A 24,989-nucleotide genomic window follows, 5' to 3' on the forward strand; every position below is an offset into this window, starting at 1 on the left:
CAGATGTTCTCTGTGAACGTGCACAGACTGGATCAGCCATCAGTGCGGGGTCAAGGGCCCGTTATGTTCTCGTTAGTCTCCTGGTCGGTTTCCAAGAACGGTGACGCGCGCTACTGTGCACGTTCACAGAAGTACGACAAGGGGGATGGATGTATCCGGAGCGTCCGGCCGGTATCGCCTACGGCGGGGACTACAACCCCGAGCAGTGGCCGCGCGAGGTGCACGAGGAGGACGTCGCCCTGATGCGCGAGGCCGGGGTCAACCTGGTGAGCCTCGGCATGTTCTCGTGGGCGCTGATGGAGCCGGAGGAGGGCCGCCACGAGTTCGGCTGGCTGGACGAGATCATCGACCGGCTGCACGCCGCCGGCATCGCGGTCGACCTGGCCACGCCCACCGCCGCGCCGCCCGCCTGGTTCACCGCCCGCCACCCGGACACGCTGCCCGTCGGCCGCGACGGCGTGCGGATCGGCTTCGGCGGCAGGCAGAACGCCTGCTCCAGCGCGCCCGCCTTCCGCGAGGCCACCGCCCGCCTGGTGCGCGCGCTCGCCACCCACTACCGCGGCCATCCCGCCGTGGTCATGTGGCACGTGCACAACGAGTACGGGGCGCCGCTGGGCGAGTGCTACTGCGAGCACAGCGTCGCCGCCTGGCGCGACTGGCTGCGCCGCGCCTACCGCGACCTGGCCGAGCTCAACGACGCCTGGGGCACCGCGTTCTGGGGGCAGCGCTACACCGACTGGGCGCAGATCGACGCCCCCCGCCACAACCACACCGCCGTCAACCCGGCCCAGCGGCTCGACTTCGCCCGATTCAGCGACGGCCAGCACCGCGAGCACTACGCGCTGCAGCGCGACATCCTGCGCGAGATCACCCCCGGCGTGCCGGTGACGACCAACTTCGCCGGCACCGTGAACTGCAAGTCGACCGACCTGTGGCAGTGGGCGCGCGAGCTCGACGTGGTCGCCAACGACCACTACCTGAAGGCCGAGCAGCCGGACAACCACATCGACCTGGCCATGTCCGCCGACCTGGCGCGCTCGGTGGCCGGGGGAGAGCCGTGGATGCTCATGGAGCACTCGGCCGGCGCGGTCAACTGGCAGCCGCGCAACCTCGCCAAGCGGCCCGGCGAGATGCGCCGCAACAGCCTCGCGCACGTCGCCCGCGGCTCCGACAGCGTGCTGTTCTTCCAGTTCCGCGCCTCGCGGTTCGGCGCGGAGAAGTTCCACTCCGCGATGGTGCCGCACGCCGGCGCCGGCTCCGCGCAGTGGCGCGAGATCGTCGAGCTCGGCGCCGACCTGCGCAGGCTCGCCGGCGTGCGGGGCAGCCGGGTGCGCGCCGACGTCGCCCTGGTGTGGGACTGGGAGTCGTACTGGGCGCTGGAGCTCGACTGGCGGCCGTCGGTGGACCTGCGGTTCCGTGAGCGGGCCGACGCCTTCTACGAGGCGCTCTGGCGGGAGCACGTCACCGTCGACTTCGTCCACCCGTCCGCCGACCTGTCGCGTTATCGGGTGGTGGTCGCGCCGAGCGCGTACCTGCTCACCGACGCTTCGGCCAAGAACCTGCACCGGTACGTGGAAGCAGGCGGAAACCTGCTCGTCTCGTACTTCTCCGGCATCGTCGACGAGCACGACACCATCCACCCCGGCGCCTACCCGGGCGCGCTGCGGGAGGTGCTCGGCCTGTCGATCGAGGAGTTCCACCCGCTGCGCGAGCACGAGACCGTCGCCGTCACCGGCGGGCTCGACGGACGGATCTGGTCCGAGCGGATCCACCCGGCCGGGGCCGTCGCCGAGCGCGAGTTCGCCTCCGGGCCGGACGCCGGGCATCCCGCGCTCACCCGCCACGACCTCGGCGCCGGCACCGCCTGGTACCTGGCCACCGCCCCCGTCACCGGCCTGCGCGAGCTGCTGGCCGGGGTGCTCGACCGCGCCGGCGTGAGCCGCCCGCGCGGCCTGCCCGACACGCTGGAACTGGTCCGGCGCGGCCGCCACCTGTTCCTCATCAACCACGGCGACGAGCCGGTGACGGTCGAGGGGGTGACCGGCACGGGCGTGTTCGACGGGGCGCACCACGACGGGCCGGTGACCGTCGCGGCCGGCGCCGTGACGGTCGTCGAGGAGCAATCCCCCCACCCCTAGGAGAGCACTCCCATGAGACGGTTACTGGTCGCTCTGCTCTGCCTCGCCACCCTGGCCGCGGCGGCTCCCGCCGCCCAGGCCGAACGGCGGCTGCCCGTCCGCGGCGCCGACGTCTCCAGCCTCGCCAAGTCCGAGGCGCTCGGCGGCGTCTACCGCCACGCCGACGGCCGCCGCGACGACGCGCTGCGCATCCTGGCCGAGGCCGGGCTCACCCACATCAGGCTCAAGGTGTGGGTGGACCCGGCCGACGGCTACAACACCAAGACGCAGGTCCTGGCCGTCGCCAAGCGGGCCAAGAAGGCCGGTCTCCGGCTGCTGGTCGACTTCCACTACTCCGACACCTGGGCCGACCCCGGCAAGCAGTTCAAGCCCGCCGCCTGGGCGAGCCTGCCCTTCGACGAGCTGGTCCGGGCCGTGTACGCGCACACCTTCGACGTGCTGGACGCGCTGCGCCGCCAGGGCACCCCGGCCGACCTGGTCCAGGTTGGCAACGAGATCAACGGCGGCCTGCTGTGGCCCGACGGGAGCAACCAGAACTGGGCGAACACCGCCCGGCTGCTCAACGCCGGATACGACGCGGTCAAGGACGTCTCCCGCCGCACCGACGTGGTGCTCCACCTGGCCAACGGCGGCGACAACGGCCTGTACCGGTGGTGGTTCGACAACGCCGCCGCCCACGGCATCCGCCACGACGTGATCGGCCTGTCGTACTACCCGTACTGGCACGGCACCCTGGAGGCGTTCCAGGCCAACATCGACGACGTCGCCACCCGCTACCGCAAGCCCGTGGCCGTCGTGGAGACCGGCTACCCGTTCACCACCGCCGACGACGACGGCTGGGAGAACCTCATCCTGTCGCCCGAGCCGTACCCCGGCTACCAGGCCACCCCCGCCGGGCAGGCCGCCCTGCTGAGCAAGGTCTCCGACATCGTACGGAACGTCCCCGACCGGCTCGGCCTGGGCGTCTTCGCCTGGGAGGCCACCTGGACCGGCGTGCCGGGCAACGGCTGGGACCCCGCCGACCCGTCCACCGGCAACGCCTGGGAGAACCAGGCCCTGTTCGGCTTCGACGACCGCGCCCTGCCCGCCATGCGGGCGCTCGGCCGCGGCTAGACCTCGATCTCGGGCCCGTACAGCTCGCGCAGGCACTCGCGGGCCAGCTGGAGCTCCTCGTGCGGTTCGACGACGAGCACCGGCACCGCGGTGCCCGCCGGGCTGATCAGGCCGTCGTCGGCGCGGTTGCCGCCCACCGGCGGCTCGACCCCGAGCAGGCGCAGGCGGCGGCAGACCGCCTCGCGCACCTCGGGCTGGTCCCAGCCGATCTCCCCGGTGAACACCAGCGCGTCGACGCGGCCCAGCGACGTCGCCGCGGCCGCGATCTCCCGGCTCACCCGGTGGCAGAACACCCGCAGGGCCAGCGCCGCCTCCTCGTCGCCGTGGCGTTCGGCGGCGACGAGGTCGCGGGTGTCGCCCGAGCGGCCGCCGGACAGGCCGAGCAGCCCCGACTCGCGCTCCAGCCCGTGGCGCAGCTCGTCCGCGCTCAGCCGGCCGTCGAGCAGCCACATCAGCATGCCCGGGTCGACGCCGCCGGAGCGCCTGCTCATCGGCAGCCCGTCGAGCGGGGTGAACCCCATCGAGGTGTCGAGGCTGCGCCCGCCCGACACCGCGCACACCGACGCGCCACCGCCCAGGTGGGCGAGCACCAGGTCCAGCTCCGCGACCGGACGGCCGAGCAGTTCGGCCGCCCGGTCGGTCGCCCACGCGTACGACAGGCCGTGGAAGCCGTAGCGGCGCAGCCCGTACCTCTCCCGCCACGCCTTGGGCAGGGCGTAGACCGCGGCCGCGTCGGGCAGCCCGGCGTGGAAGGCGGTGTCGGGGCAGAGCACGTGCGGCACCGCGGGCAGCAGCTCGCGGGCCGCGTCCAGCAGGTCCAGCGCCGGCGGCAGGTGCAGCGGCGCAAGATCGGTGATCCGGCGCAGCGCGGCCGCCAGGTGGTCGTCGGCCACCGCCGGCGCGGTCACCAGCTCGCCGCCGTGCACCAGCCGGTGCGCCACCGCGCCCACGTCCCTGTCGAGGTGGCGGCCCAGGAACTCCGACACCTCCGACCGCGCGGACCCCGGCTCCACCGCCCGCTGGGAACGCGCGCCGTCGACGACCACGCCGCCGTCGACGAGGTCGAGGCGGAGGCTCGACGAGCCGGCGTTGACCGTCAGCACCGCCGCTTCCGCCCAGCTCTGTCCCTGATCCAGCATGCCTGACGCCTACCCGGCGCCGCCTGGGCGACACCACGGTGTCTAGGACATCCGCCGCCCCTGACGGAGGATGGTGCCTATGATCGGATTCGGCTACGCCCGCACCCCTTTAGGACAGATCCACTACGCCGAGTGCGGCACCGGCGAGCCGGTGCTGCTGCTGCACCAGACGCCCCGCTCCTGGGACGAGTACCGCGAGGTGCTGCCGCTGCTCGGGGCGGGCCACCGGGCGATCGCGATGGACACGCTCGGCTTCGGCGCCTCCGCGCCGCCGGCCGAGCACACGATCGAGGCGTACGCGGACGGGGTGCTGGCCTTCATGGACGCGCTCGGCCTGGAGACGGCCGCGGTCGCCGGGCACCACACGGGCGGGGTGATCGCCGTGGAGGTGGCGGCCCGCGCCCCCGGGCGGGTGAGCAGGCTGGTGCTGTCGTCCACGCCGCTGGTGGACGCCGAGGCGCGCCGGCGGCGTGAAGGCCGGCCGCAGGTGGACCACGTGACCGAGCGGGAGGACGGCTCCCACCTGGTCGAGCTGTGGGCGGGCCGGGCCGGCTTCTACCCGCCGGGCCGCCCCGACCTGCTGGCCCGCTTCGTCCGCGACGCGCTGGCCGCCCGGCCCGGCCTGACCGGCGGGCACCGCGCTGTCGCCGCCTACCGGATGGAGGACCGGCTCGGCCTGATCCGCTGCCCGGTCCTGTGCGTGGGCGCCGCCGAGGACCCCTTCGCCTTCCCCGAGCTGCGCCCGCTGGCCGACCGGCTGGGGGCGCCGGCCGCGGTCATCGCCGGCGGCATGGTGCCGCTGGAGTACCAGGCCGCCGAGTTCGCCCGCGTGGTCGGAACGTTCCTGGCGGGCGGGGAGTTTGCGATCCCTTGACGTTGGCAGTACCCCCTTGACTTTCGAGATGTATTGGAACAGGTGGGAGGCGGTCCTCGTGCAACAGGTGCCGGAACAGGAGAAGGAGACCCGGCAGGAACGCGCCGATCGCAACTTCGTCGAGTTACTGCAGGGCGCCCGCGTCGCGGTGACCGGTGTCCAGGTGCTGTTCGCCTTCCTGCTCACCGTGCCGTTCTCGCAGGGCTTCGAGCGGCTGAGCGCGTTCGACCGGTGGTTGTTCTTCGTGGCGCTGGTGTCGGCGGCGTGCGCCTCGATCTGTTACATCGCCCCGGCCAACCAGCACCGGGTGCTGTTCCGCCAGGGGCTGAAGGAGAAGCTGGTCCGCCGCTCCAACCACTACGGTCTCGCGGGCGCCCTCGCGCTGGCCCTGTCGATGACGTCCGCGACGATGCTGGTGGTCGACTTCCTGTTCCACTCCACGCTGGCGTGGGTCACCGCGGGCGGGGTGGCGGCGCTGGCCGCCTGGGCGTGGTTCGGCCAGCCGGCGCTCGACCGGTCCGCCCGCCCCGACGACACCGCGCCGGACGAGAGCGACGGCCGCCGCTCAGGAGGAGCCGCCGCCGGCGTCTGACCGGCGGTAGTCGGCCCGCGCCACCACGTACGCGGCCACCGACACGGTGATGATCTGGGCCACGGCGACGATGAGCAACGGCCCTGCCGTGGCCCAGGTCGGCTGGCGCAGCCACATCGCCAGCAGCACCAGCAGCACGCAGAGCACCTGGGGCTTGGTGGCGACGTGCATCCGGTCGAGTGTGGTGCGGAAGCGCACCATGCCCCATCCGGCGGTCAGCGCGAGTGCCGCCCCCGCCAGCAGGCAGACGGCCGCCGCGACGTCCAGCACGTTCACTCGTTCCCCTCCGGGAAGTAGCGGGCCAGCGAGACGGTCCCGACGAACCCGAGCAGCGACAGCACCAGCAGGATCGGGACGTCGGAGTAGTCGCCGTAGACGGCGGCGTACGCGCCCGCGCCGCACATGGCCAGCGAGGTGATCATGTCCACCGACACCGCCCGGTCCAGCGTGGTCGGGCCCCTGCCCAGCCGGTAGAGCGCCCCCGCCGCGCCGACGGCGAGCAGCACCAGCGTCACCAGATACACCGTGGTCATCCGAGCTCCTTCCGGTCGGCGCGCGTACCGAACGCCGCCACGATCCGCGTCTCCAGCGCGGTCACCTCGTCCTGGGTCAGCGCCGCCACCACCGCGTGGGGGCCGGACCGGCCGAGCACGTGGATGGTCAGCTCCCGCCGCTCCCGGTCGGCTCCCAGCACGAGGCTGCCCGGCACCGTCGTCACCCCGATCATGATCATGACCGTCATGGCCTCCGACGAGGTGCGCAGGCGTACCGGCACGATCGCGGTCGGCGGCGACGGCGACCGCAGCACCCAGAACACCACCCGCGCCGTCGAGGTCACCAGGTCGAGCAGGAACCAGGCCAGGAACCGGACGAACGGCAGCGGCCGGAACCGGATGCCGGGATCGAGCACCGGCAGCGGCAGCAGCCACGTGACCACGGCTCCGGCGATCAGCCCGCCCACCAGGGTGCCGAAGGACAGATCGCCCCAGAGCATCATCCAGATCAGCGCCAGCCAGCAGACCAGCGCCAGCGGCACCGGCCGGCCGAACAGCCGCGGCGCCAGCCGGTCGCGCGTCTTCCCCTGCCGCTCCGGCTCCTGAGGGCCGGCCTCCGAAGGCTCCGTCATCCCGACCCCAGGACCGCGGTGATGTACGGCTGCCGCGCCAGCAGTTCGTCGGCCGCCCGCTCGGTCAGCGACGACAGCGGCCCGGCCAGCACCGTGTAGGCCAGCCCCAGCACCACCAGCGCCGTCACCGGCCCGTACAGGCCCGGCGTGTTCGCCGCGCTCCGCTCCATCTGCTCCTCACCGGCGTCCGCCCGGCTCTCGCCCTCGCCCTGCGGCTCCCGCCAGAACGCCTTGCCCCACACCTTCGCCACCGCGTACAGCGTGAGCAGGCTCGTCACCAGCGCGGCCGCGACCAGCGCGATGGGGAGCGCGCCGCCGACCTCCAGCCCGGCCTGGATCAGCGCCAGCTTGCCCAGGAAGCCGGACATCGGCGGGATGCCCGACAGGTTCATCGCGGGCACGAAGAACAGCACCGACAGCAGCGGCGCCTTCCGCATCAGCCCGCCCAGCCGGTTCACCGACGTGGTGCCCGAGCGCCGCTCGATCAGCCCCGCCACCAGGAACAGGCTCGTCTGCACGGTCATGTGGTGCACCGCGTAGAAGACGGCGCCCGCCAGCCCCGCCACGGTCGCCAGGCCCACCCCCATCACCATGTAGCCGACGTGGCTGACCAGCGTGAACGACAGCATCCGTTTGATGTCCGTCTGCGCCACCGCGCCCAGCACGCCCAGCAGCAGCGTGGCCAGCGCCGCCCACAGCAGCAGCGTCCCCACCGGCCCGCCGGGGAACAGCAGCGCCTCCAGCCGGAAGATCGCGTACACGCCGACCTTCGTGAGCAGCCCGGCGAACACCGCCGTCGCCGGCGCGGGCGCGGTCGGATAGGAGTCCGGCAGCCAGCCCGACACGGGGAAGATCGCCGCCTTGATCGCGAACGCCAGCAGCAGGAACAGCTCCACCAGCAGCTTCACCTGCGGCGTGAGGTCCGCGAACCGCACGGCAAGCTGGGCGATCGACAGCGTCCCGGTGGCCGCGTACACGATCGCCAGCGCGATGAGGAACAGCATCGACGACATCAGCGCCATGACCGTGTACGTGGCCCCGGCCCGGATCCTGGACTGGGTCCCGCCGAACGTGAGCAGCACGTACGACCCGCTCAGCAGCATCTCGAACGCCACGAACAGGTTGAACAGGTCACCGGTCAGGAACGCGTTCGCCACCCCGGCCAGCATCACCAGGAACGCCGGGTGGAAGATCGCCATCGGGGCGACGTCCTCCTGCCGGTCGTAGGCGCTGACCACCGAGTACACCATCACGCACAGCGTCACCGCCGACGAGGTCACCAGCATGAGCGCGGACAGCCGGTCGGCGACCAGCGAGATCCCGATCGGCGTCTCCCAGCCGCCGATCCGCGCCACCATCGGCCCGTGCTGGTCGACCTGGGCGAGCAGCACCGCCGACACCACCAGGTTGACGGCCAGGGCGAAGATGCTGATGACACCCTGCAGATGCCGCAGCCGCGCGCCGATGGCCAGCTTGATGCCCGCCGCCAGCAGCGGCAGCAGCACCGGGACCGGGATCAGCGCCTCCACTACTCGTCGCCCTCCAGCTCGGGGTCGAGCGCGAGCGCCTGGCGCTCCCGCTCGGCTCTGATGGCCCGCCGCATCTGCTTGCGCGCCTCCCGCTGGCGGGCCTTGAGGCGCCTGCGGTCGGCCCGCCGGTGCGCCATCCGCTCACCCCTGGTCGGCTCGTCACGCAGCTCGGCGTGCAACTCGGCGCGCTGCTCGGCGACCAGCCGGTCGTACTCCGCCTGCCGGGCGCGCACCCGCTCGCCCAGCTGCCCGCGCCGGGCGCGCAGCCGCACCCAGCGGTCCTCGGTGTCGTCGCTCACCTCGTCGGAGCCGCGCAGCTGCCAGGCCCGGTGCACCATGGAGAGCAGGAACGCGGTGACGCCCAGCGTGATGACGATCGCGGTCAGGACCATGGCCTGGGGGAGCGGGTCGGCCATCTGGTCCGGCTCGGCCCGGCCGAGCAGCGGCGGGTCGCCGGCGTCGCCGCCGGTGGTGAGGATCAGCAGGTTCACCCCGTTGCCGAGCAGGATCACGCCCGCCAGCACCCGGGCCAGGCTCCGCTCCAGCAGCAGCGTCATCCCGGCGGCGACGAGCAGCCCGCACACGGCCAGCGGCACCAGCGAGATCGTCATCGCGCCTCGATCTGCTCGTCCACCTCGGCGCCGAGCGCCCGCAACACGTCCTGCACCATTCCCACCACCGTCAGATAGATCCCCAGGTCGAACAGCAGCACCGTGGACAGGTGCAGGGTGCCGACCAGCGGCACCGCCACGTCGGCGGCCAGCATGCGCAGCGCCTCACCGCCGAACGCCATCCCGATGAGCGCCGTGCCGACCGACATCGTGAGCCCGACCCCGAGCAGCACCCCCGGGTGCACCGGCACCGCCCTGGCCAGCTCGTCGCGCCCGCCCGCCAGGTAGCGGACCGTGATCGCCAGCCCGGCCACGATCCCGCCCGCGAAACCGCCGCCGACCCGCCCGTGCCCGACGAACAGCAGGAACACCGAGAGCAGCAGGACCGTGTGGAAGGTCAGGCGGGCGGCCACCTCGAACGCGAGCGACCGATGCTCCTCCGGCAGCGCCGACGCCAGCCAGGGCCGGCCTGGGCGCGGGGGCGCCGGCCGCCTGTCGATCGCGTACGAGGTGCGGCGCAGGTACACCAGACTGGTGACGCCCAGCGTGAGCACCAGGATCACGGTGCTCTCGCCCATTGTGTCCCAGGCCCGGATGTCGAGCAGCAGGGCGCTGACGATGTTGCCGGCCCCGGCCCGCTCCGCCGCCCCGGCCATGAGGTCGCCGACCGGTGGGGCCTGCCGGGCGTCCATCGCCAGGATGCCCGCCACGACCACCACCGCCCCGGTCACGAGACCGATGCCGAGCCGGAGCGCGAAAGGCAGCCTGGCCGGCACCGGCGGGTTCGACACGCGTCTCAGCACCAGCACGAATATGACCATGCTGAGGGTCTCGGCCAGGAACTGGGTCAGCGCCAGGTCGGGGGAGCCGTGGGCGAGGAACAGCAGCGCGACCCCGTACCCGGTCATGCCGCAGGAGATGGCCAGCAGCAGATAGCTGTGGGCACGCAGGGCGAGCACGACCGCGGCCGCGATCAGCACGGCGAGCAGCGGCTGCTCGGGCCGCTGCCACCCCGTCACCGGCGCGTCCAGCGCGAGCGGAGGACCGTAGGACAGGGCGAGCGTCCCGATGCCGGCCAGGGTGGCGAGCGTGAGGAGCACGTAGTCGGGCACCGAGCCGCGCTGGACGATGCCGGTGAGCTGGAGCGCCGCCAGGTCGGTGCGGCGCAGCGCGTTCCAGAACGCCACGCCGGAGTCGGTGATGTGCATCGCCGACCCCAGCCGCGCCACCGGCTCGCGCGCCAGGAACAGCAGCACGCCGACGACCAGTGTGGCCGCCGACAGCAGCAGCGGCGCCCCCACCCCGCTCCAGAGCGCCAGGTGGGTGCCGTGCCCCGGGTCGGGGAAGGAGGCCGTGTAGCCGGACATGGCCGTCTCGAACATGCCCGCCAGCGGCGCCAGCACCAGCCCGAGCCCGGCCAGCAGCACGGCCGGCGCCACCATGAGCACCAGCGGCCGCTTCAGCTTCGACCGCTTCCTGTGCGGCTTGTCCGCGAACGCCCCCCACAGGAACCGCAGCGTGTAGGCGGCGGTCAGCGCCGACCCGGCCACCACCGCCGCCAGGACGAACGGGTCGGCCAGCAGCGCCTCCAGCGCCGCCTCCTTGCCCACGAACCCGACCAGCGGCGGCAGCCCCACCATCGACGCCCCGGCCAGCACCGCCGCCGCGCACGTCCACGGCATCGAACGGCCCAGCCCGCTCAGCCCGCGCAGATCACGCCGGCCCGCCGCGCGGTCCACCACCCCCACGACCAGGAACAGGGTCGCCTTGAACAGCGCGTGCCCGAGCAGCATCGCCACCCCGGCCAGCGCGGTCGCCCCGGTGCCGGCGCCGAACAGCACGATCAGGAAGCCGAGCTGGCCGACCGTCCCGTACGCGAGCAGCCTCTTCAGATCGGTCTCCCGCAGCGCCCGCCAGCCGCCCAGCAGCATCGTCAGCGCACCCAGCGGCACCGCCACCGCCCGCCACACCGTCGCGTCGCCGAACGCCGGGCCCAGCCGGGCCAGCAGGTAGACGCCCGCCTTGACCATCGCCGCCGCGTGCAGGTAAGCCGACACCGGCGTGGGGGCGGCCATCGCCGCGGGCAGCCACGCGCTGAACGGGAAGATCGCCGACTTGGACAGCGCCCCGACCAGCACCAGCACCAGCGCCACCGGCCCCACCTCGGGCGGGTCCGCCAGGATGGCGGAGATCTGGTAGGTGCCCGCCGACTGCCCGATCATCACGAACCCGGCCAGCATCGCCAGCCCGCCCAGGGTGGTGACGACCAGCGCCTGCATGCCGGCCCGCCTGCTCGACCGGCTCTCCGGGTGATGCCCGATCAGCAGGTACGAGAAGACCGTCGTCAGCTCCCAGAACACGTACAGCAGCAGCAGGTCGTCGGCCGTGACCAGGCCCAGCATGGCGCCGGCGAACGCCGTCATGGCCGCGCCGAACCGCCCCAGGCCCTCGTCGCCCCGGTAGAAGTAGCGCGAGCTGTAGACCATGACGAGCGCGCCGACGCCGGTCACCAGCGCCATCATCAGCAGGCCCAGCGCGTCGGCGCGGAACGCCAGCGAGATGCCGAGCGCCGGAGCCCACGGACGGACGGACGCCTCCGGCCCCAGCAGGGTGTAGACGAAGCCGGCCGCCGGTGCCGCCGCGAGCAGCAGCAGCGCGTCCCGTCCGAACCGCCGGACGAGCCAGGGAGCGCAGAACGCGGCCGCCGCGTGCAGGATGAGCAGCCACTCCATCCATTCAGCCCGAGTTGTTCAGGCGGTTACCGATCTCGTCCTGCAGGCGCGAGAGCGACTCGTCGAGCATGCCGCGCACCTCGTCGGCACGCTCGCGCGGCGTCTCCTCCTCCGGCTCGTCCAGCAAGGAGATGTGCACCGTCACCTCACTCGTGCCGCTGTCGGCGTCCGAAACCTGCAGCCAGCCCGAATAGTCCGGATGATCACGGCCGCCCCACTCCACCCTGAGCTGGTCACGCTGGGCGCGGAACAGGCCCTCATGCTCGCCCTCACCGGGCACCACCTCGCCGCCCGCCTCCACGGTGTTCGGCCCGCTGCCGCGGACCCACAGTCCGTGCGGCAGCCACCTGTTCATCAGCGTGACGTCGGACGCCACGCCGAACACCACACCACTTTCGGCAGGCATGCCACGCGTCGCCTCATACTCGGCCATGGAAACTCCCGGTTCGTCCGTAGCACCTCGTCTGCCCCGGTCACCCCTGTGGCAAACCGCGCCCCTCGCCGCACGGGCATGCCGTCGCGCGGGTGTGACGCGGGTGTGACACAGGGAGGCTGTGACACAGTAAGGCCATGTCCGAGAAGCTTCCCCGGTCAGTCCCCGAAGCCGTGGCCGCAGAGCTGGCCGGGCGACCGCCGCGCTATCTCTACTTCTGGGGCCACCAGCCCGCCCGCGACGGCACGGCCGGCCGCGGCTGCCTCAGCCAGTGGTGGCCCGCCGGCTTCACCGAGGACGGGCGCCACTACCGATCGGCCGAGCACTACATGATGGCGCACAAGGCGCTGCTGTTCGGCGACGAGGTGGCCGCCGAGAAGATCCTCGCCGCCGCCCATCCCGGCGAGGCGAAGAAGCTCGGGCGCGCCGTCGGCGGCTTCGACGAGGAGACCTGGGCCGCCCACCGCTACGAGATCGTGGTACGGGGCAACCTCGCCAAGTTCGGGCAGCACGCCGAGCTGAAGGAGTTCCTGCTGACCACCGGCGGGCGGGTGCTGGTCGAGGCCAGCCCGCTGGACCGGGTGTGGGGCATCGGGCTGGCCGCCGACGACCCGGCCGCCGCCTCGCCCGCCACCTGGCGCGGGCTCAACCTGCTCGGCTTCGCCCTCATGGACGTCCGCGACGCGCTGGCCCGCCCGCGCTGACGCTCAGCGGCCCGCCACCGCACCGGCGTCACGGGGGAGGTCGGCGCCCCGCACCGTGCAGGCCAGCGCCGCCACCTTCGCCGCGAACGCCGCCGCCTCCCGCGCCGTGGCCGGATCCAGCCCGTCCAACCGGCCGCCGAGCAGCCCGCGCCCGTCGAGCCAGTGCAGCAGCCCGGCGGTGAACGCGTCGCCCGCGCCCACCGTGTCGACCACGTCCACCTGAGGCGCGGTCACCTCCGCCCGGGCCCCGCCGAGCGACACCAGCGCCCCGGCCGGGCCCCGCGTCACCACCACCAGCCGCGCCCCGGCGGCGTGCCACTCGTCGCACACCCGCTCCACCGGCTCGCCGGGCCGCAGGAAGGCCAGGTCGTCGTCGCTGAGCCGCAGGATGTCGGCGAAGGCGCACCACCGCTCGACCGCGTACGCCTCCCGCGTGGCGAGGCTCGGCCGTACGTTGGGATCGACCGAGACCGTCACCCGCCGCGCGGCCGCCGCCGCGAACGCCTCCACCACGTCCCGTCCCGGCGGCCTGACCAGCGCCAGCGACCCGGTGTGCAGGCACCGCACGCCGTCCAGCACCGGGCCGGCCAGCTCGGCGCCGGTCCACTGCCAGTCGGCGGTGCCCTCGGCGTGGAAGCCGTAACGCGCCTTGCCGGCGTCGTCCAGGCCGGCCACCGCGAGCGTGCTCGGCTCGCGGGCCTCGACGGCGTACGTCAGATCCACCCCGGCCAGCCGCTCCCGGAACAGCTCCCCGAACACGTCACCCGAGATGCGCCCCAGGAACCGCGCCGGCGTGCCGAGCCCGGCCAGCGCCGCCGCCGTGTTCGCCGGCCCGCCGCCCGGCAGCACCCGCAGCGTCAGCTCACCCGCCCGCCGTTCCGCGAACGCGTCGGCGACGCACTCACCCAGCACCGCGATCACCCGCCCACCCTCTCACGCCACCCCCCGCACGATCAGCCGGTGTCCGGAGAGGATCCGTCCTCCCGCGCCGGCCCGATGCGTGTGGAGGGGCGGTGGCCGCCCGATGCGTGCGCCAGGGCCGGTGACCGCGGAGGTCATCGGCCCTTCCTTCGCCCGGGTCGGAGCGGGCAGAGCCGCCTGGCAGGTCGAGGAGGGTCGCGTCAGCGGAGGCCGGTGAAGAGGTCGTCCTCGTGGGCCGGGGTCTTGACGCGGCTCTGGACGCGGGTGAACGCCTCGTGGGAGAACATCTGCTGCTGGGCCTGCGGGGGCATGCGCAGCGGGAAGATGTTTTCGCCCTGGCTGGCGTGCGCCTCCAGGGCCTTGAGCTTGCGGTCGACGTAGGCGGAGACGTCGACGATGGCGTTGACCAGCTCGTCGGGGGTGCCGAAGTCGTCGTCGGGCTCGAAGCCCAGGTCGATGCCCGACTCGCGGAGGGTCGCGGCCATGTTGGCGATCGCGGCGCGCGGGATCGCGGTGTAGTAGAGCTTGTCGGGGACGCCGCCGCCGTTGACGGCGGCCACGGCGACGCGGTGGGCCTGGACGTGGTCGGGATGGCCGTAGCCGCTGCCGCCCGTCTCGTCGTAGGTCACCACCACCTGCGGGCGGTAACGCGCCATCAGCTCGGTCAGCCGGGCGGCCGCCGACTCCACGGACACGTTGGCGAAGGCGTCAGGGTGGTCGTTGGTCGACCAGCCCGCCATGCCGGAGTCGCGGTAGCCGAGCAGCTCGACGTGCTCGATGCCGAGATGGTCGGCGGAGGCGCGCAACTCGGCCAGCCGGCGCTCGGCCACCTCGGCGGCGTCGTGGCCGGCCTCGCCGGGCTTCACCCCGCCGGGGCCGTCACCCTGCTCGCCGTTGGTGCAGGTGACCAGAACCGTGCGGACGCCCTCCGCGGCGTAGCGGGCGAGCACCCCGCCGGTGCTCAGGCACTCGTCGTCGGGGTGGGCGTGCACGGCCATCAAGGTCAGTCGGCTTTCCATGGCCGAAACCCTACTCGGCGCCCCCGACAGATCCTCCCGCCAGGGCCAGCCGGGCGGCCTCGTCCCGCGCGGCGGCCGCGGCGGCGCGGTCACCGAGCGCCTCGGCCAGGGCGCCCCGCTTCAGCCAGTTGAACGGGCTGCACGGCCGCAGGTGCACCCGCTCGCTCACCAGCACCCGCGCCAGCTCGTGCCGCCCGGCCCGCAGCGCCGACTCCAGCAGCGTCCTCTGCACCGCGTCCCGCTGCGCGTGGCTGCCGCCGGCCTCGTTCACCCGGTGCCTGACCGGCTGGAGCAGCTCGACGACCCGGTCATGGTCGCCCCGCCCGTAGGCCACCAGCGCCCGGCACACCGGCAGCCCCACCCGCGCGGTCATCGCCTGGTTGGTGACCCCGGGACGCGGCTCGCGCACGTACGCCTCCCGCGCCGCGATGAGCCGCTCCGCCTCGCCGGCGCGGCCCGCTCCCACGTACGCCATGACCGCGTGCATGTCGTTGAACGCGTGACAGGCCTCGTCCATCTTGTCCGGCCACGCGTCCGCCAGCGCCGCCCACCGCCCGTCCGGCACGACGCCCTCCAGGTAGAGGCGCCACAGCAGGGCCGAGGCGTCCAGCAACTGCATCGCGGTCTCGCCGCCGGCCAGCACCGCGTCGTAGATGTCCAGCACCCGGCCGGTCTCGCCGCGTTCCAGCGCGTACAGGGTGTAGTGCCACCAGGTGTGCACGTTGAAGAACGTCCCGGTGGACCAGTCGCCGACCCGCTCGTCCAGAAAGCGGATGCCGTCACCGAAACGTCCCTGCATCTCGTACGTGTGCGCGACCGCGTGGATGCCCCACACGTCGCGCCGGTTCAGCTCGACGGCCCGCAGCCCCACCTCCTCGGAGCGGTCGTAGTGGCCGGCCTCCTCCAGCCCGAACGCGTACATCCCGAGCAGATGCCCGTAGTGCGGGTCGTCGTCGTGCCAGGCGCTGAGCGCGCCGCCGATCCGGTCGCGCAGGGAGCGGGCGTCGCCGGTGAAGAAGTCGACCTGGTGCCCGGCGGCCAGCGCGAGCGCGTCGCGCGGGTGCCGCTCGGTGATGCGCGCGAGCAGCGCGCCGCAGCGCGTGAGGTCGCCGCCGAGCAGCGCGCCGGCCGCCTCGGCGTGCGCCCGCTCGCGCGGTGACCACGCCGTCGGGTCCGCGCGGCGCAGGAAGGCGGCGAAGCGCTCGCGAGCCTCGCGGGCCGGGGCCGGCTCGGTGGTGAGCATCCCCAGGTAGGCGCTCAGCACGTTGGCCATGGGGAAGCCGGGCGCCTCGGCCAGCGCCGCCGCCGTCTCGGCCTCGACCTCGGGACGGAAGTGCAGCAGCGCGTCGACGGCCCGGTCGTAGTGGCGGACGGCGGCCCGCCCCGCCCCGCTCACGGCGAGCCCGTGCTGGTCGGTCGTCATGTCAGCGGGCGTGACGCGAGACGACGGCCCGGCCCATCGCGGGGTCGTCGCAGAACGCGCCGTCGACGCCCAGCTCCAGCAGCCGGCCCAGGAAGCCCGCCACGTCACCGGTGGCGCGCGGGTAGGCGGGGCTGTCGGGGTTCCCGAGCCGGTGGTCGGCGGGGAGCTGGGAGTTCTCGTTGCGCACGGTCCACACGTGCACGTCCAGCCGCCCGCGGTGGGCGTCGCGGACCAGGGCGGTCGGCTCCAGGGTCCGGCCGTCGGCGCCGACGGGCAGCACGCGCCGGGTGTCGACGCCGATCGCGCCGGCGTACCGGGCGACCTCCCGCAGGCCCTCCGGGGTGACCATGTCGTCGTAGGTGCGGCCGTTCCCGGCCGCGACCCAGTCGTAGGGGGCGCCGGTCGCGCCGATGAGCTGGACGAGCGGCAGCCGCGTCCTGCCGGACAGCTCGCGCAGGTTGGCCGTCTCGAACGACTGGATGTACGCCTTCCGCACGCGGTTGCGCTCCAGCGTCTCCAGCAGCGGCTCCTCCAGCGACAGGCCGATGGAGTCGAAGTAGGTCGGGTGCTTGGTCTCCGGGTAGACGCCCACCCCGTGCCGCAGCGCCAGCTCGACCACCTCCTCGAAGGTGGGGATCTGGGCCGTCCCGTCGAAAGCAGTGTTGTCCGGGCGCAGGTCGGGCACCCGCTCCCTGGCCCGCAGGGTCTTCAGCTCGGCGAGCGTGAAGTCCTCGGTGAACCACCCGGTCACCGCGCGGCCGTCGATCGTCTTGGTGGCGCGCCTGCCGGCGAACTCCGCCCGCTCGGCCACGTCGGTGGTCTGCGAGATCTCGTTCTCGTGCCGGGCGACGAGGACGCCGTCCTTGGTGGGGACGAGGTCGGGCTCGATGTAGTCGGCTCCCATCGCGATCGCGGCCTCGTACGAGAGCAGCGTGTGCTCGGGGCGGTGGGCACTGGCGCCGCGATGGCCGATGACGACGGGCGGCTGGGCGCGGCGGCCGTGGTCGGCGGCCGTCGCGGCGGAAGTCGATGGGGTCACCACGAGGGCGACGGTACCGGCCGACAGCACGGCCAGCACACTCGCGAACAGGCTGCGGATCGTCATGGGCGCACCGTAAACCCGCGAGAGGGGTTCCCGGAGTTACTTGGATGAGTTACTGTTTACTCATGCAAGTAAGAAAGCGGACGTTCACGGGGGACGCCAGGCGCGCGCAGATCATCGCCGCGACTATCGAGACCCTCGGGCGGCTCGGCTACGGGCACACCTCGTTCGCGAAGATCGCCGAGCGGGCGGGGCTGAGCAGCACGCGGCTGATCTCGTACCACTTCGCAGGCAAGGACGAGCTGATGGCCGCCGTGGTCGGGCACGTGCACGAGAAGCTCGGGCGGTTCATGCACGAGCGGGTCAGCGCGCAGCCCGACGCCAGGAGCCGGCTGCGCGCCTACATCGGCGGCCTGGTCGCGTTCAACGCCGCGCACCGCGACGAGATGGAGGCGCTGATGACGATCTTCCTCAGCCATCCGGGCGAGGCCGGCTCCTACGGCCCGGAGGAGGAGATTCGGACGCTGAGCCACCTGGAGCTCATTCTGCGCGAGGGCCAGGAGCGGGGGGAGTTCCGCGCGTTCGACCCGTTCGTGATGGCCGCCACGATCCAGCGCTCGCTCGACGGCCTGCCGTTCCTGCTGCGCTCCAGGCCCGGCCTCGACCTGGAGCTGACGGCGCGCGAGCTGGAGACGATGTTCGACCTGGCCACCAGGGCGGAGCCGTGAGGGGGCGGTGGCTGACGATCGCCGTCAACATCGGCGTGCCCGTCGTGATCTATTACGGGTTACGCGCCGCGGGGGTCAGCGTCTACCTGGCGCTGCTGGCCGACACGCTGGTGTCGGCCGGGTTCACCGGTTACAAGCTGCTGCGCGAGCGCAAGCTCGACGGGCTGAGCGCGTTCTTCACCGCCATGTTCGCCGTCGCCGTGGTGGTGACGCTGGTCAGCGGCGACGAGCGGATGCTGCTGGCCAAGGAGGGCTGGGTCACGGCGGCGGCCGGCATCTGGTTCCTGGCCTCGACCAGGATGTCCCGGCCTCTCGCCTACCTCTTCACCCGGCCGCTGCTGGAGCACCGTTACCCGTTCGGGCCGGTGCGCGAGCCGTGGGAGGTCTACTGGGAGCGGCTGCCCAGGTTCCGCCGCGTCTGGCGGGTGTCGTCCGCCGTCTGGGGCGTCGTGCTGCTGCTCGACGCCGCCGCCCGGGTGGCCATCGCGTACGCGCTGCCCGTCGACACGGTGCGCGTGACAGGGATGCTCCTGTACGCGGTCGCGACCCTCGTCGCCGTGATCATCACCAACGTCCACTACGTGCTGAGCGGGCTCTACAACGGCTGGAGCAGCCTGTACGAGCCGCTCAGGAGAGAGGAGTCGCGCGCATGACCCGCCGCCTTCCCACCATCGCCGTCGCCGTCGCCGCCACACTGGCCGTCTGGCTCGTGGCCGTCCCGATCGCCGGCGTCGACCTCGCCGCCCGGGGCGGAGCCGGGACCATCGCGGTCGGGCCCGTGGCGGTGGTGATCGCCACCGCCGTCGCCGGGCTCGCCGGCTGGGCCCTGCTGGCCGTCCTCGAACGCCTCACCCGGCGCGCCCGCGCCATCTGGACCGCGGTCGCCGCGGCCGTCCTCGTGCTGTCGCTGCTCGGCCCGCTCGGCGGGGTGAACGCGGGCTCACAGCTCACGCTCGCCCTGATGCACCTGGCCGCCGGAGCGGTGATCATCTTCGGGATGCGCGGCACGGCGACGCGCTCTCATGGGGTGCCCGCCAACAGCCGCGCGCACACGTAACACTCGTAGAAGATCGTCGCCAGCTCCCGCCAGTCAACTCCGCCCACTCGTCCCGTACGTAGCGCAGCCCCGAGAAGGAGAAGCGCAGCAGCGAACCGGGACCGTCCCAGCACGTGGTCGTCCTCCAGCAGCTCGGCGAGCGCGGTGAAGCGGTCGGCGCGCTCCGGCGGCGGCCCGTCCCGCGCCGGGCGGGGCCGCCGTGGGCTCGCCGGGGGGCCCGGACAAGACGGCGGCTTCGTCAGAAGGCGTAGCGGATCCGGCAGAAGGGCAGGCGCTCATCGATGAGATCGGTGAGCGCGGCTACGTACCGGCCCTTCTGGCCCGTGCGGTAGCGGACGTTCCAGCCGCCCGTCTGCGAGCGCTTGGGCTGCTGCAGGTCCGGCCGCCACAGCACCTCCTCGGCCTTCGGATGCCAGCCGAGGTTGACCTCGTGCAGCCGGTCGTTGTGGGTCAGGAAGATCACCTCGGCGGCGAGCCGCTCGCGCGCCGCCGCGCCGATCCCGTCGCCGAGCCGGTCCAGCAGCTCGGCCCAGTCCTCCAGCCAGCCGTCCCTGACCACCACCGGGCTGAAGTTGACGTGCACCTCGTACCCGGCCGCCACGAAGTCGTCGATGGCGGCGATGCGCTCGGCCACCGGGGAGGTGCGGATGTCGAGCAGCTTGGAGTCGGCCTCCGGCATCAGGCTGAACCTGATCCTGGTGCGCCCCCGCGGATCCCAGCCGAGCAGGTCGCGGTTGACGTACTTGGTGGCGAAGCTGGCCTTGGCGTTCGGCAGGTCCCGGAACAGCTCCACCAGGTCACGGACGTTCCTGGAGATCGTCGCGTCCACCGAGCAGTCGGAGTTCTCGCCGATGTCGTACACCCAGGCGTGCGGGTCCACCTGGTCCGGCTCCGGCTTGACGCCCTGCCTGGCGGCGTGCCTGGCGAGGTAGCCGGTGATCTTGTCGATGTTGGCGAACACCGTGATCGGGTTGCTGTAGCCCTTGCGGCGCGGCACGTAACAGTACGCGCACGCCATGGCGCAGCCGTTGGCCGTGGACGGCGCGACGAAGTCGCTGGAGCGGCCGTTCGGGCGGGCGGTCAGCGACTTCTTGGTGCCGAGCACCAGCGACTCGGTCTTGATCCGGACCCAGCGGGCCACGTTCGCCTCGTCGCCGTACAGCTCCGGGATGCGGTCGTGCCGCTCGACCTCGACCAGCTCGGCACCAGGGAAGCGGCCGAGTATCTCCCGGCCGCGCGGCAGCTCGGCGGCGGCGGGCTCGAAGTAGATACGTCGGATGTCGAGAAGGTTGTCGCGCACTCCCGTACAACACCGTGACTCAGCGTCGTCTTCCCTGGTCAGCGAGCCCTTGCGAGAGGACCGGCGCGGCGGTCAGAACGCCTCGCGCAGCTCCCGCTTGAGCACCTTGCCGCTGGCGTTCTTGGGCAGCGCGGCTACGAACCGGACCTGCTTGGGCGTCTTGAACGGAGCCAGCCGGCCCCGCAGGAACGCCACCAGCTCGTCGGCGGTGAGGCTCGCGCCCTCGCGCAGCACGACCGCGGCCGTCACGGCCTCGATCCACCGCTCGTCCGGCACCCCGAACACGGCCGCCTCCGCCACGGACGGGTGCTGGTAGATCGCCTCCTCGACCTCGCGGCTGGCCACGTTCTCGCCGCCTGTCTTGATCATGTACTTCTTCCTGTCGACCACCGACAGGTATCCGTCCACGTCCATCACACCCAGGTCGCCGCTGTGGAACCAGCCTCCGCGGAACGCCTCCGCGGTCTTCTCCGGGTCGTTCCAGTAGCCGAGCATCGCGTGCGGGCTGCGGTGCGCGATCTCGCCCACCTCGCCCGGCGGCAGCGGTTCGCCGTCGTCGCCGACGATCCGCGTCTCCACGTTCAGCGCGGGCCGGCCGGCCGAACCCAGCCGGGTCAGCTGCTCCTCAGGGCGCAGGATCGTGGCCACCGGCGCCATCTCCGTCTGCCCGTAGAAGTTGAACAGCCGCACCTCGGGCAGCCGGGCCGCGATCTCCTTCAGCACCTCGACCGGCATGATCGAGGCGCCGTAGTAGCCCTTGCGCAGCGACGACAGGTCACGGCGGTCGAAGTCTGGGTGGCGCAGCAGCCCGATCCAGACCGTCGGCGGGCAGAACAGCTTGGTGGCCCGCTCCGACTCGATCGCCGCCAGGATCGCTGCCGGGTCGGCGCCGGGCAGCACGATGTTGGTCGCCCCCAGATAGATCCCGGGCGTGAGGAAGCAGTGCAGCTGGGCGCAGTGGTACAGCGGCAGCGCGTGCACCTCCACGTCGTCGCCGCTCATCTCACCGTCGACCACGCACGTCACGTACTGGGAGATCAGGCTCCGGCTCGACAGGGTCGCCCCCTTCGGCCGGGACTCGGTGCCGCTGGTGTACATGAGCTGGATCGGGTCGTCGTCGCCGATCTCCACCACCGGCTCGGCGTCGTCACCGTGCGCCATCCAGTCCTCGACCGGCTCCCACCCGTCCCGGCCCGCCCCGATGACGCCGCGCACCGCGACCCGGTCGCTCACGGCGCCCTCGGCCACCGGCAGCAGGGCCTCCTCCACCAGCATCCCGGACGCGCCCGCGTGCTCCAGGATGTACGCGACCTCCTCCGGGCCCAGCATGAAGTTGATCGGCACCGAGATCGCGCCCAGCCGGGCCAGCGCGAAGTAGGCCACCACGAACGCGTGGTCGTTGTGCGAGAGGATCGCGAACCGGTCGCCCTTGCCCACGCCCCGCGAGGCCAGCGCGTTGGCGGTGCGGTTCACCGTACGGTCGAGCTCGGCGTAGCTCTGCCGCAGGTCGCCGTGGACGATGGCGGTCTTGGCGGGATAGCGGGCCGCGGAGCGGCGCAACAGGTCTCCGATGGCATGCTGGCGAGTAGTCATACCGGACATCCCTCACTTGGCCGAACTTCGTTCGGGAATCCTAGCCTTCGCCGGCCCGAGGTTCACGAAGATCTTTCACCAGAATCCGGCACACGTCGGGCACCTGCTCCACCCGCCCGCCCGGCAGGTAGATCCGGCGGGTGGTCGGCACGGGAGGATGCGGCCACTCCACGTAACCGAGCCGCCTGTAGAGCGGCCACACCCGGCGGTTGCGCGGATCCACGCCCAGCGCCACCCGGTCGTGGCCGAGCTCGCGTAACCGCCGCTCGGCGGCGCCCATCAGCCGGGTGCCGATCCGCTGGTTGCGATGCTCGGGAGCCACCTCCAGGTGGGTCAGCAACGGCACGCCGGGCAGCCGCTCCCGCACCTCTGGCTCCTCGGCCGGGTCCAGCCACAGGTACACGTCCCCGATGGGGGTGAACCCGTCCCACGCGACCAGCAGCACCCCGTGCTTCTCCCGCTGACCCGCCAGCCGCTCCCGGAAGTACGGCTCCTGCCCGAGGGAGTTGACCAGGGCGACGAGATCCCCGTGCACGGCGGCTCGGATCCGGACATGCAGCATGACTTCTACAATCAAGCGGCGAAACGGCTGGCAACCAGCTTATCGCGGTGATCTGTCACAAAAGGATGAAAGAGCTACGCCCGAGGGTCACGGCGCGCCCCGGCCGGGCGTGGCGAGATAACGCAACGCCTGCTCGACGGGCCTGCCGCGGGGCAGCAGCTCCACGAACTCCCGCCACACCTTGCTGTCGGCCCGCCACCTGTCGAGGTATCCGAGACAGAGCTCGGGGCTGATCAGGGCCAGCCGCCCGCGCGCGGCCTTGAGCGACTCTTCCATCCGCCGCCGCTCGTCCGGGCTCACCCGGGCCCGCGGCAGGCGGTCGAGGATGCTCTCGATGAACAGGCGGCGCCTGGCCAGGAACTCCGTCCAATGCCGCAGATCGGCCTCCCGCAGGGTCCTGCCCTCGTCGAGCAGCCAGAACACGCCCTCGGCCAGCACGTCGCCCGTCTCCTCCGCCCTGGCCCTCTCGGTCGTGCGGAACGGGTCGTAGGGCGCCTGCTTGACCAGGCCCGTGACGGCGAGCGGGCGCAGCCCGTCCTCTTTCAGCAGATAGAACCAGTCCTCGTTGTAGACGTCCGGGAAGAACGCGACGTCGCGCACCGTCTCCACGACCAGCGCGCCACCGCCGACGAAGGTCTCCTGATGCCCGCCGACGGCGCGGAAGGCGTGGCACACGACCGAGTTGTCCGGGAACCCGCCGATCGACAGCCCGGCCGCGTCGAAGGCGTCGAGCAGCCCGGCCGCCCTGCGGAGGTCGTCAGGCGCTCCCACCTCGATGTCGTCGTCGAGGAACACGATGCGCTCCCAGCCGGCCATCCTGGCCAGCGCCAGCGCGAAATTGCGCTTGGCGGCCGTGTCGGTGTGCCGTCTCAGCCTCGGGGGGAGCGCGGTGGACGTCTCGAGCGCGGGCAGCCGCGCCGCCGACCTCGCCGTGAAGTCGATGGCGATCACGTCGGCGCCGGGAGCGGCCCCGGCCCGCACCCGCTCGGCGCTGGTCCACCTGCCGCTGCACAGCACGACCAGCGGGCAGCCCAGGACCTCCGCCAGATGGGAGGCGTGCCGGAGGTAACGGCTCGGGCGGGCGGTGGGCACCACGATCGCGTCGATCCTGGCCATGCCCGCGGGCGCGCCGGTCGCCTGGAGCAGATGCCGGTGGGAGGGATGGTGATGCGACGCCGGCGAGGTCAGCCGGGCCATTCGACCAGCCTCAGCTCGTCGAGCGTCCAGTCGGGGGTGATGACCTTGCCGTTGACGACGCGGACCTTGCTCAGCAGCGCGTAGGCCTCGTGGCCGCCGAAGCGCTCCTGGAGCCAGGCGGTGTTGCGGTCCCTGAACTTGACGTCGGTCAGGGCCCGCGCCACCCCGAGCGTGCCGCGGCCGTACATGCCGTTGCAGATCGTGAGCGTGCACTCGGCGTTGTAGGGGTTCTCTCCCCGGTAGAACAGCGCCACGTCCTCGCGCAGCCGCCCGCCGCTCAGCTTGGGATGGAAACGCCGGTCCGAGGAGGAGAAGTAGGGGCCGTGCTCGCCGTCCCAGTCGTTCACCTGCTCGACCGGAAGCCCGAGGTCCTGGAAGACGTTGGTGGTCAGGTCGTTCCAGTCGACGCCGCCGAGCAGCACCAGATGCGAGGTGAGGTCGTCCGGCTCCAGCTCGTCCGGGGTGTGGCGGCGGACCTCGCTGGCCGGGTTGAAGGCGCGGATGTGGCCGTGCAGCTCGAAGAGCGCGTCGAGGTCGGCGTAGGTGTAGAGCTCGATGTGGTGCGGGTCGTCGGGATCGACGTAGGGCATGCGCGCCAGCCACTCCCCGGGAAGCCGCGCGCAGACGATGACGACCTGCTTGCCGTCGTCGAACTGCCACGGGTTGACGACCGCGCTCGACGGTCTCTGGTCCAGGGCGGCCGCGCGCAGGTCGAGCAGCTCCTGCAGGAGCTTGTCGCGCAGCTGTGACTCCTCCGCGGTCAGCTCGTCCTCGGCGACCGGGACGAGGTCGTCGTCCCTGAGCGAGCGGCGGCTGCAGAAGATCAGCGCGTAGGCCTCCAGGCGGGAGACCGGCGGCACCTTGGGGTTGCCCTCGTTCTCCCACGACGAGATGAGGGGCACGCTGACGTTGAGCGCCTGGGCCAGCTGCGGCTGCTTGACTCTCCTGCCGGGCCACTGCTGAAGGCGCAGTTGCCGGAGCCGGTGCGCTAGGGCCTGGCCGGAATCCGCCATGAGGACACCCCCATCCGAGGTTCAACACCTTAAGTAAACCTCTACCCACTGCCGGGGGCGAGGGCATACACGCAGGCCAACGCCGAAACTTCGGGGCCGCATCGGCGAAGCGGCCATTCTAATCCACTACGACTTACCCAGGA

Annotated in this window: 25 protein-coding genes; 8 read left to right on the forward strand and 17 right to left on the reverse strand. The window is 72.5% G+C overall.

Features of this window, described 5'->3' with window-relative positions; translation table 11 throughout:
• The first annotated feature begins 149 nt into the window (after positions 1-149).
• Both AB0K05_RS35610 and AB0K05_RS35615 read left to right on the forward strand, forming a co-directional pair.
• Complete coding sequence (locus AB0K05_RS35610; RefSeq protein ID WP_364235166.1) at positions 150-2,138, forward strand: beta-galactosidase; 1,989 nt, start codon at positions 150-152, stop codon at positions 2,136-2,138.
• Positions 2,139-2,150: 12 nt separating this feature from the next.
• Entirely contained in the window at positions 2,151-3,251 is a 1,101-nt protein-coding gene (locus tag AB0K05_RS35615; protein ID WP_271275841.1) for an arabinogalactan endo-1,4-beta-galactosidase, read from the forward strand.
• Here AB0K05_RS35615 and AB0K05_RS35620 read toward each other — a convergent pair.
• Entirely contained in the window at positions 3,248-4,390 is a 1,143-nt protein-coding gene (locus AB0K05_RS35620) for an acetate/propionate family kinase (RefSeq protein ID WP_271275842.1), read from the reverse strand. The genes AB0K05_RS35615 and AB0K05_RS35620 overlap by 4 nt on opposite strands.
• A gap of 79 nt (positions 4,391-4,469) precedes the next feature.
• Between AB0K05_RS35620 and AB0K05_RS35625 the strand changes: the two genes are divergently transcribed.
• Entirely contained in the window at positions 4,470-5,264 is a 795-nt protein-coding gene (locus tag AB0K05_RS35625) for an alpha/beta hydrolase (RefSeq protein ID WP_271275843.1), read from the forward strand.
• Positions 5,265-5,292: 28 nt separating this feature from the next.
• Positions 5,293-5,856 carry a DUF6328 family protein gene (locus tag AB0K05_RS35630; RefSeq protein ID WP_271275844.1) on the forward strand — a complete coding sequence of 188 codons (564 nt, stop codon included), beginning with the start codon at positions 5,293-5,295 and terminating at the stop codon, positions 5,854-5,856.
• Here the strand turns inward: AB0K05_RS35630 and AB0K05_RS35635 are convergent.
• The 7 genes from AB0K05_RS35635 to AB0K05_RS35665 are packed head-to-tail and all read right to left on the reverse strand — an operon-like array spanning position 5,830 to position 12,287.
• Complete coding sequence (locus tag AB0K05_RS35635; protein ID WP_148032151.1) at positions 5,830-6,132, reverse strand: monovalent cation/H(+) antiporter subunit G; 303 nt, start codon at positions 6,130-6,132, stop codon at positions 5,830-5,832. The genes AB0K05_RS35630 and AB0K05_RS35635 overlap by 27 nt on opposite strands.
• Entirely contained in the window at positions 6,129-6,389 is a 261-nt protein-coding gene (locus AB0K05_RS35640; RefSeq protein WP_148032150.1) for a monovalent cation/H+ antiporter complex subunit F, read from the reverse strand. Before AB0K05_RS35640 ends, AB0K05_RS35635 begins: the two co-directional genes overlap by 4 nt.
• A complete protein-coding gene (locus AB0K05_RS35645) occupies positions 6,386-6,982 on the reverse strand; it encodes a Na+/H+ antiporter subunit E (RefSeq protein WP_271275845.1) in 597 nt (198 codons plus the stop codon). Before AB0K05_RS35645 ends, AB0K05_RS35640 begins: the two co-directional genes overlap by 4 nt.
• Positions 6,979-8,511, reverse strand: coding sequence for a Na+/H+ antiporter subunit D (locus tag AB0K05_RS35650; RefSeq protein ID WP_148032148.1), 1,533 nt, complete (start codon positions 8,509-8,511; stop codon positions 6,979-6,981). Before AB0K05_RS35650 ends, AB0K05_RS35645 begins: the two co-directional genes overlap by 4 nt.
• Positions 8,511-9,122, reverse strand: a complete 612-nt coding sequence (locus tag AB0K05_RS35655) for a Na(+)/H(+) antiporter subunit C (protein WP_219549082.1) — start codon at positions 9,120-9,122, stop codon at positions 8,511-8,513. Before AB0K05_RS35655 ends, AB0K05_RS35650 begins: the two co-directional genes overlap by 1 nt.
• Positions 9,119-11,854, reverse strand: a complete 2,736-nt coding sequence (locus tag AB0K05_RS35660; RefSeq protein ID WP_364235175.1) for a Na+/H+ antiporter subunit A — start codon at positions 11,852-11,854, stop codon at positions 9,119-9,121. Before AB0K05_RS35660 ends, AB0K05_RS35655 begins: the two co-directional genes overlap by 4 nt.
• Before the next feature lie 4 nt (positions 11,855-11,858).
• Positions 11,859-12,287, reverse strand: a complete 429-nt coding sequence (locus AB0K05_RS35665; RefSeq protein ID WP_148032145.1) for an SRPBCC family protein — start codon at positions 12,285-12,287, stop codon at positions 11,859-11,861.
• A gap of 137 nt (positions 12,288-12,424) precedes the next feature.
• On the opposite strand from AB0K05_RS35665, the gene AB0K05_RS35670 reads away from it, so the two are divergent.
• Entirely contained in the window at positions 12,425-12,991 is a 567-nt protein-coding gene (locus AB0K05_RS35670) for an NADAR family protein (protein ID WP_219549090.1), read from the forward strand.
• A 3-nt stretch (positions 12,992-12,994) separates the two neighbouring features.
• Here AB0K05_RS35670 and AB0K05_RS35675 read toward each other — a convergent pair whose 3' ends face one another.
• From AB0K05_RS35675 to AB0K05_RS35690, 4 genes are all read right to left on the reverse strand, one after another.
• Positions 12,995-13,912: a carbohydrate kinase gene (locus AB0K05_RS35675; protein WP_364235180.1), complete on the reverse strand. Its 918-nt coding sequence runs from the start codon at positions 13,910-13,912 to the stop codon at positions 12,995-12,997.
• A gap of 200 nt (positions 13,913-14,112) precedes the next feature.
• Positions 14,113-14,931, reverse strand: a complete 819-nt coding sequence (locus AB0K05_RS35680; protein WP_148032142.1) for a PIG-L family deacetylase — start codon at positions 14,929-14,931, stop codon at positions 14,113-14,115.
• A gap of 10 nt (positions 14,932-14,941) precedes the next feature.
• Positions 14,942-16,354 carry a tetratricopeptide repeat protein gene (locus tag AB0K05_RS35685; RefSeq protein WP_364235183.1) on the reverse strand — a complete coding sequence of 471 codons (1,413 nt, stop codon included), beginning with the start codon at positions 16,352-16,354 and terminating at the stop codon, positions 14,942-14,944.
• Position 16,355: 1 nt separating this feature from the next.
• Complete coding sequence (locus tag AB0K05_RS35690; protein ID WP_271279303.1) at positions 16,356-17,459, reverse strand: glycerophosphodiester phosphodiesterase family protein; 1,104 nt, start codon at positions 17,457-17,459, stop codon at positions 16,356-16,358.
• A 62-nt stretch (positions 17,460-17,521) separates the two neighbouring features.
• Here AB0K05_RS35690 and AB0K05_RS35695 point away from each other — a divergent pair, with 62 nt between their 5' ends.
• Genes AB0K05_RS35695 through AB0K05_RS35705 form a run of 3 tightly spaced genes read left to right on the forward strand, consistent with a single transcriptional unit; the run spans position 17,522 to position 19,181 of the window.
• Positions 17,522-18,124 carry a TetR/AcrR family transcriptional regulator gene (locus tag AB0K05_RS35695; RefSeq protein WP_219549101.1) on the forward strand — a complete coding sequence of 201 codons (603 nt, stop codon included), beginning with the start codon at positions 17,522-17,524 and terminating at the stop codon, positions 18,122-18,124.
• Entirely contained in the window at positions 18,121-18,777 is a 657-nt protein-coding gene (locus AB0K05_RS35700) for a VC0807 family protein (protein ID WP_148032140.1), read from the forward strand. The genes AB0K05_RS35695 and AB0K05_RS35700 overlap by 4 nt, the downstream gene beginning before the upstream one ends.
• Positions 18,774-19,181, forward strand: a complete 408-nt coding sequence (locus AB0K05_RS35705) for a DUF6069 family protein (RefSeq protein ID WP_271279302.1) — start codon at positions 18,774-18,776, stop codon at positions 19,179-19,181. The genes AB0K05_RS35700 and AB0K05_RS35705 overlap by 4 nt, the downstream gene beginning before the upstream one ends.
• A 238-nt stretch (positions 19,182-19,419) precedes the next feature.
• On the opposite strand, the gene AB0K05_RS35710 is transcribed toward AB0K05_RS35705, so the two are convergent.
• The 5 genes from AB0K05_RS35710 to AB0K05_RS35730 form a co-directional block, all read right to left on the reverse strand.
• On the reverse strand, positions 19,420-20,481 hold the full coding sequence (locus AB0K05_RS35710) for a spore photoproduct lyase family protein (RefSeq protein WP_271279301.1): 1,062 nt from the start codon (positions 20,479-20,481) through the stop codon (positions 19,420-19,422).
• Between the two features lie 72 nt (positions 20,482-20,553).
• Positions 20,554-22,074, reverse strand: a complete 1,521-nt coding sequence (locus AB0K05_RS35715) for an acyl-CoA synthetase (protein WP_364235187.1) — start codon at positions 22,072-22,074, stop codon at positions 20,554-20,556.
• A 40-nt stretch (positions 22,075-22,114) separates the two neighbouring features.
• Positions 22,115-22,636, reverse strand: coding sequence for a GNAT family N-acetyltransferase (locus tag AB0K05_RS35720; RefSeq protein WP_148032135.1), 522 nt, complete (start codon positions 22,634-22,636; stop codon positions 22,115-22,117).
• A gap of 87 nt (positions 22,637-22,723) precedes the next feature.
• Positions 22,724-23,833 (reverse strand): hypothetical protein, encoded by a 1,110-nt coding sequence (locus AB0K05_RS35725; protein ID WP_364235190.1) that lies wholly within the window; start codon positions 23,831-23,833, stop codon positions 22,724-22,726.
• Positions 23,821-24,846, reverse strand: a complete 1,026-nt coding sequence (locus AB0K05_RS35730; RefSeq protein ID WP_364235192.1) for an XRE family transcriptional regulator — start codon at positions 24,844-24,846, stop codon at positions 23,821-23,823. Before AB0K05_RS35730 ends, AB0K05_RS35725 begins: the two co-directional genes overlap by 13 nt.
• Positions 24,847-24,989 lie beyond the last annotated feature (143 nt).

This window comes from Nonomuraea sp. NPDC049486 (assembly GCF_040676925.1).
Lineage (GTDB): Bacteria > Actinomycetota > Actinomycetes > Streptosporangiales > Streptosporangiaceae > Nonomuraea > Nonomuraea ferruginea.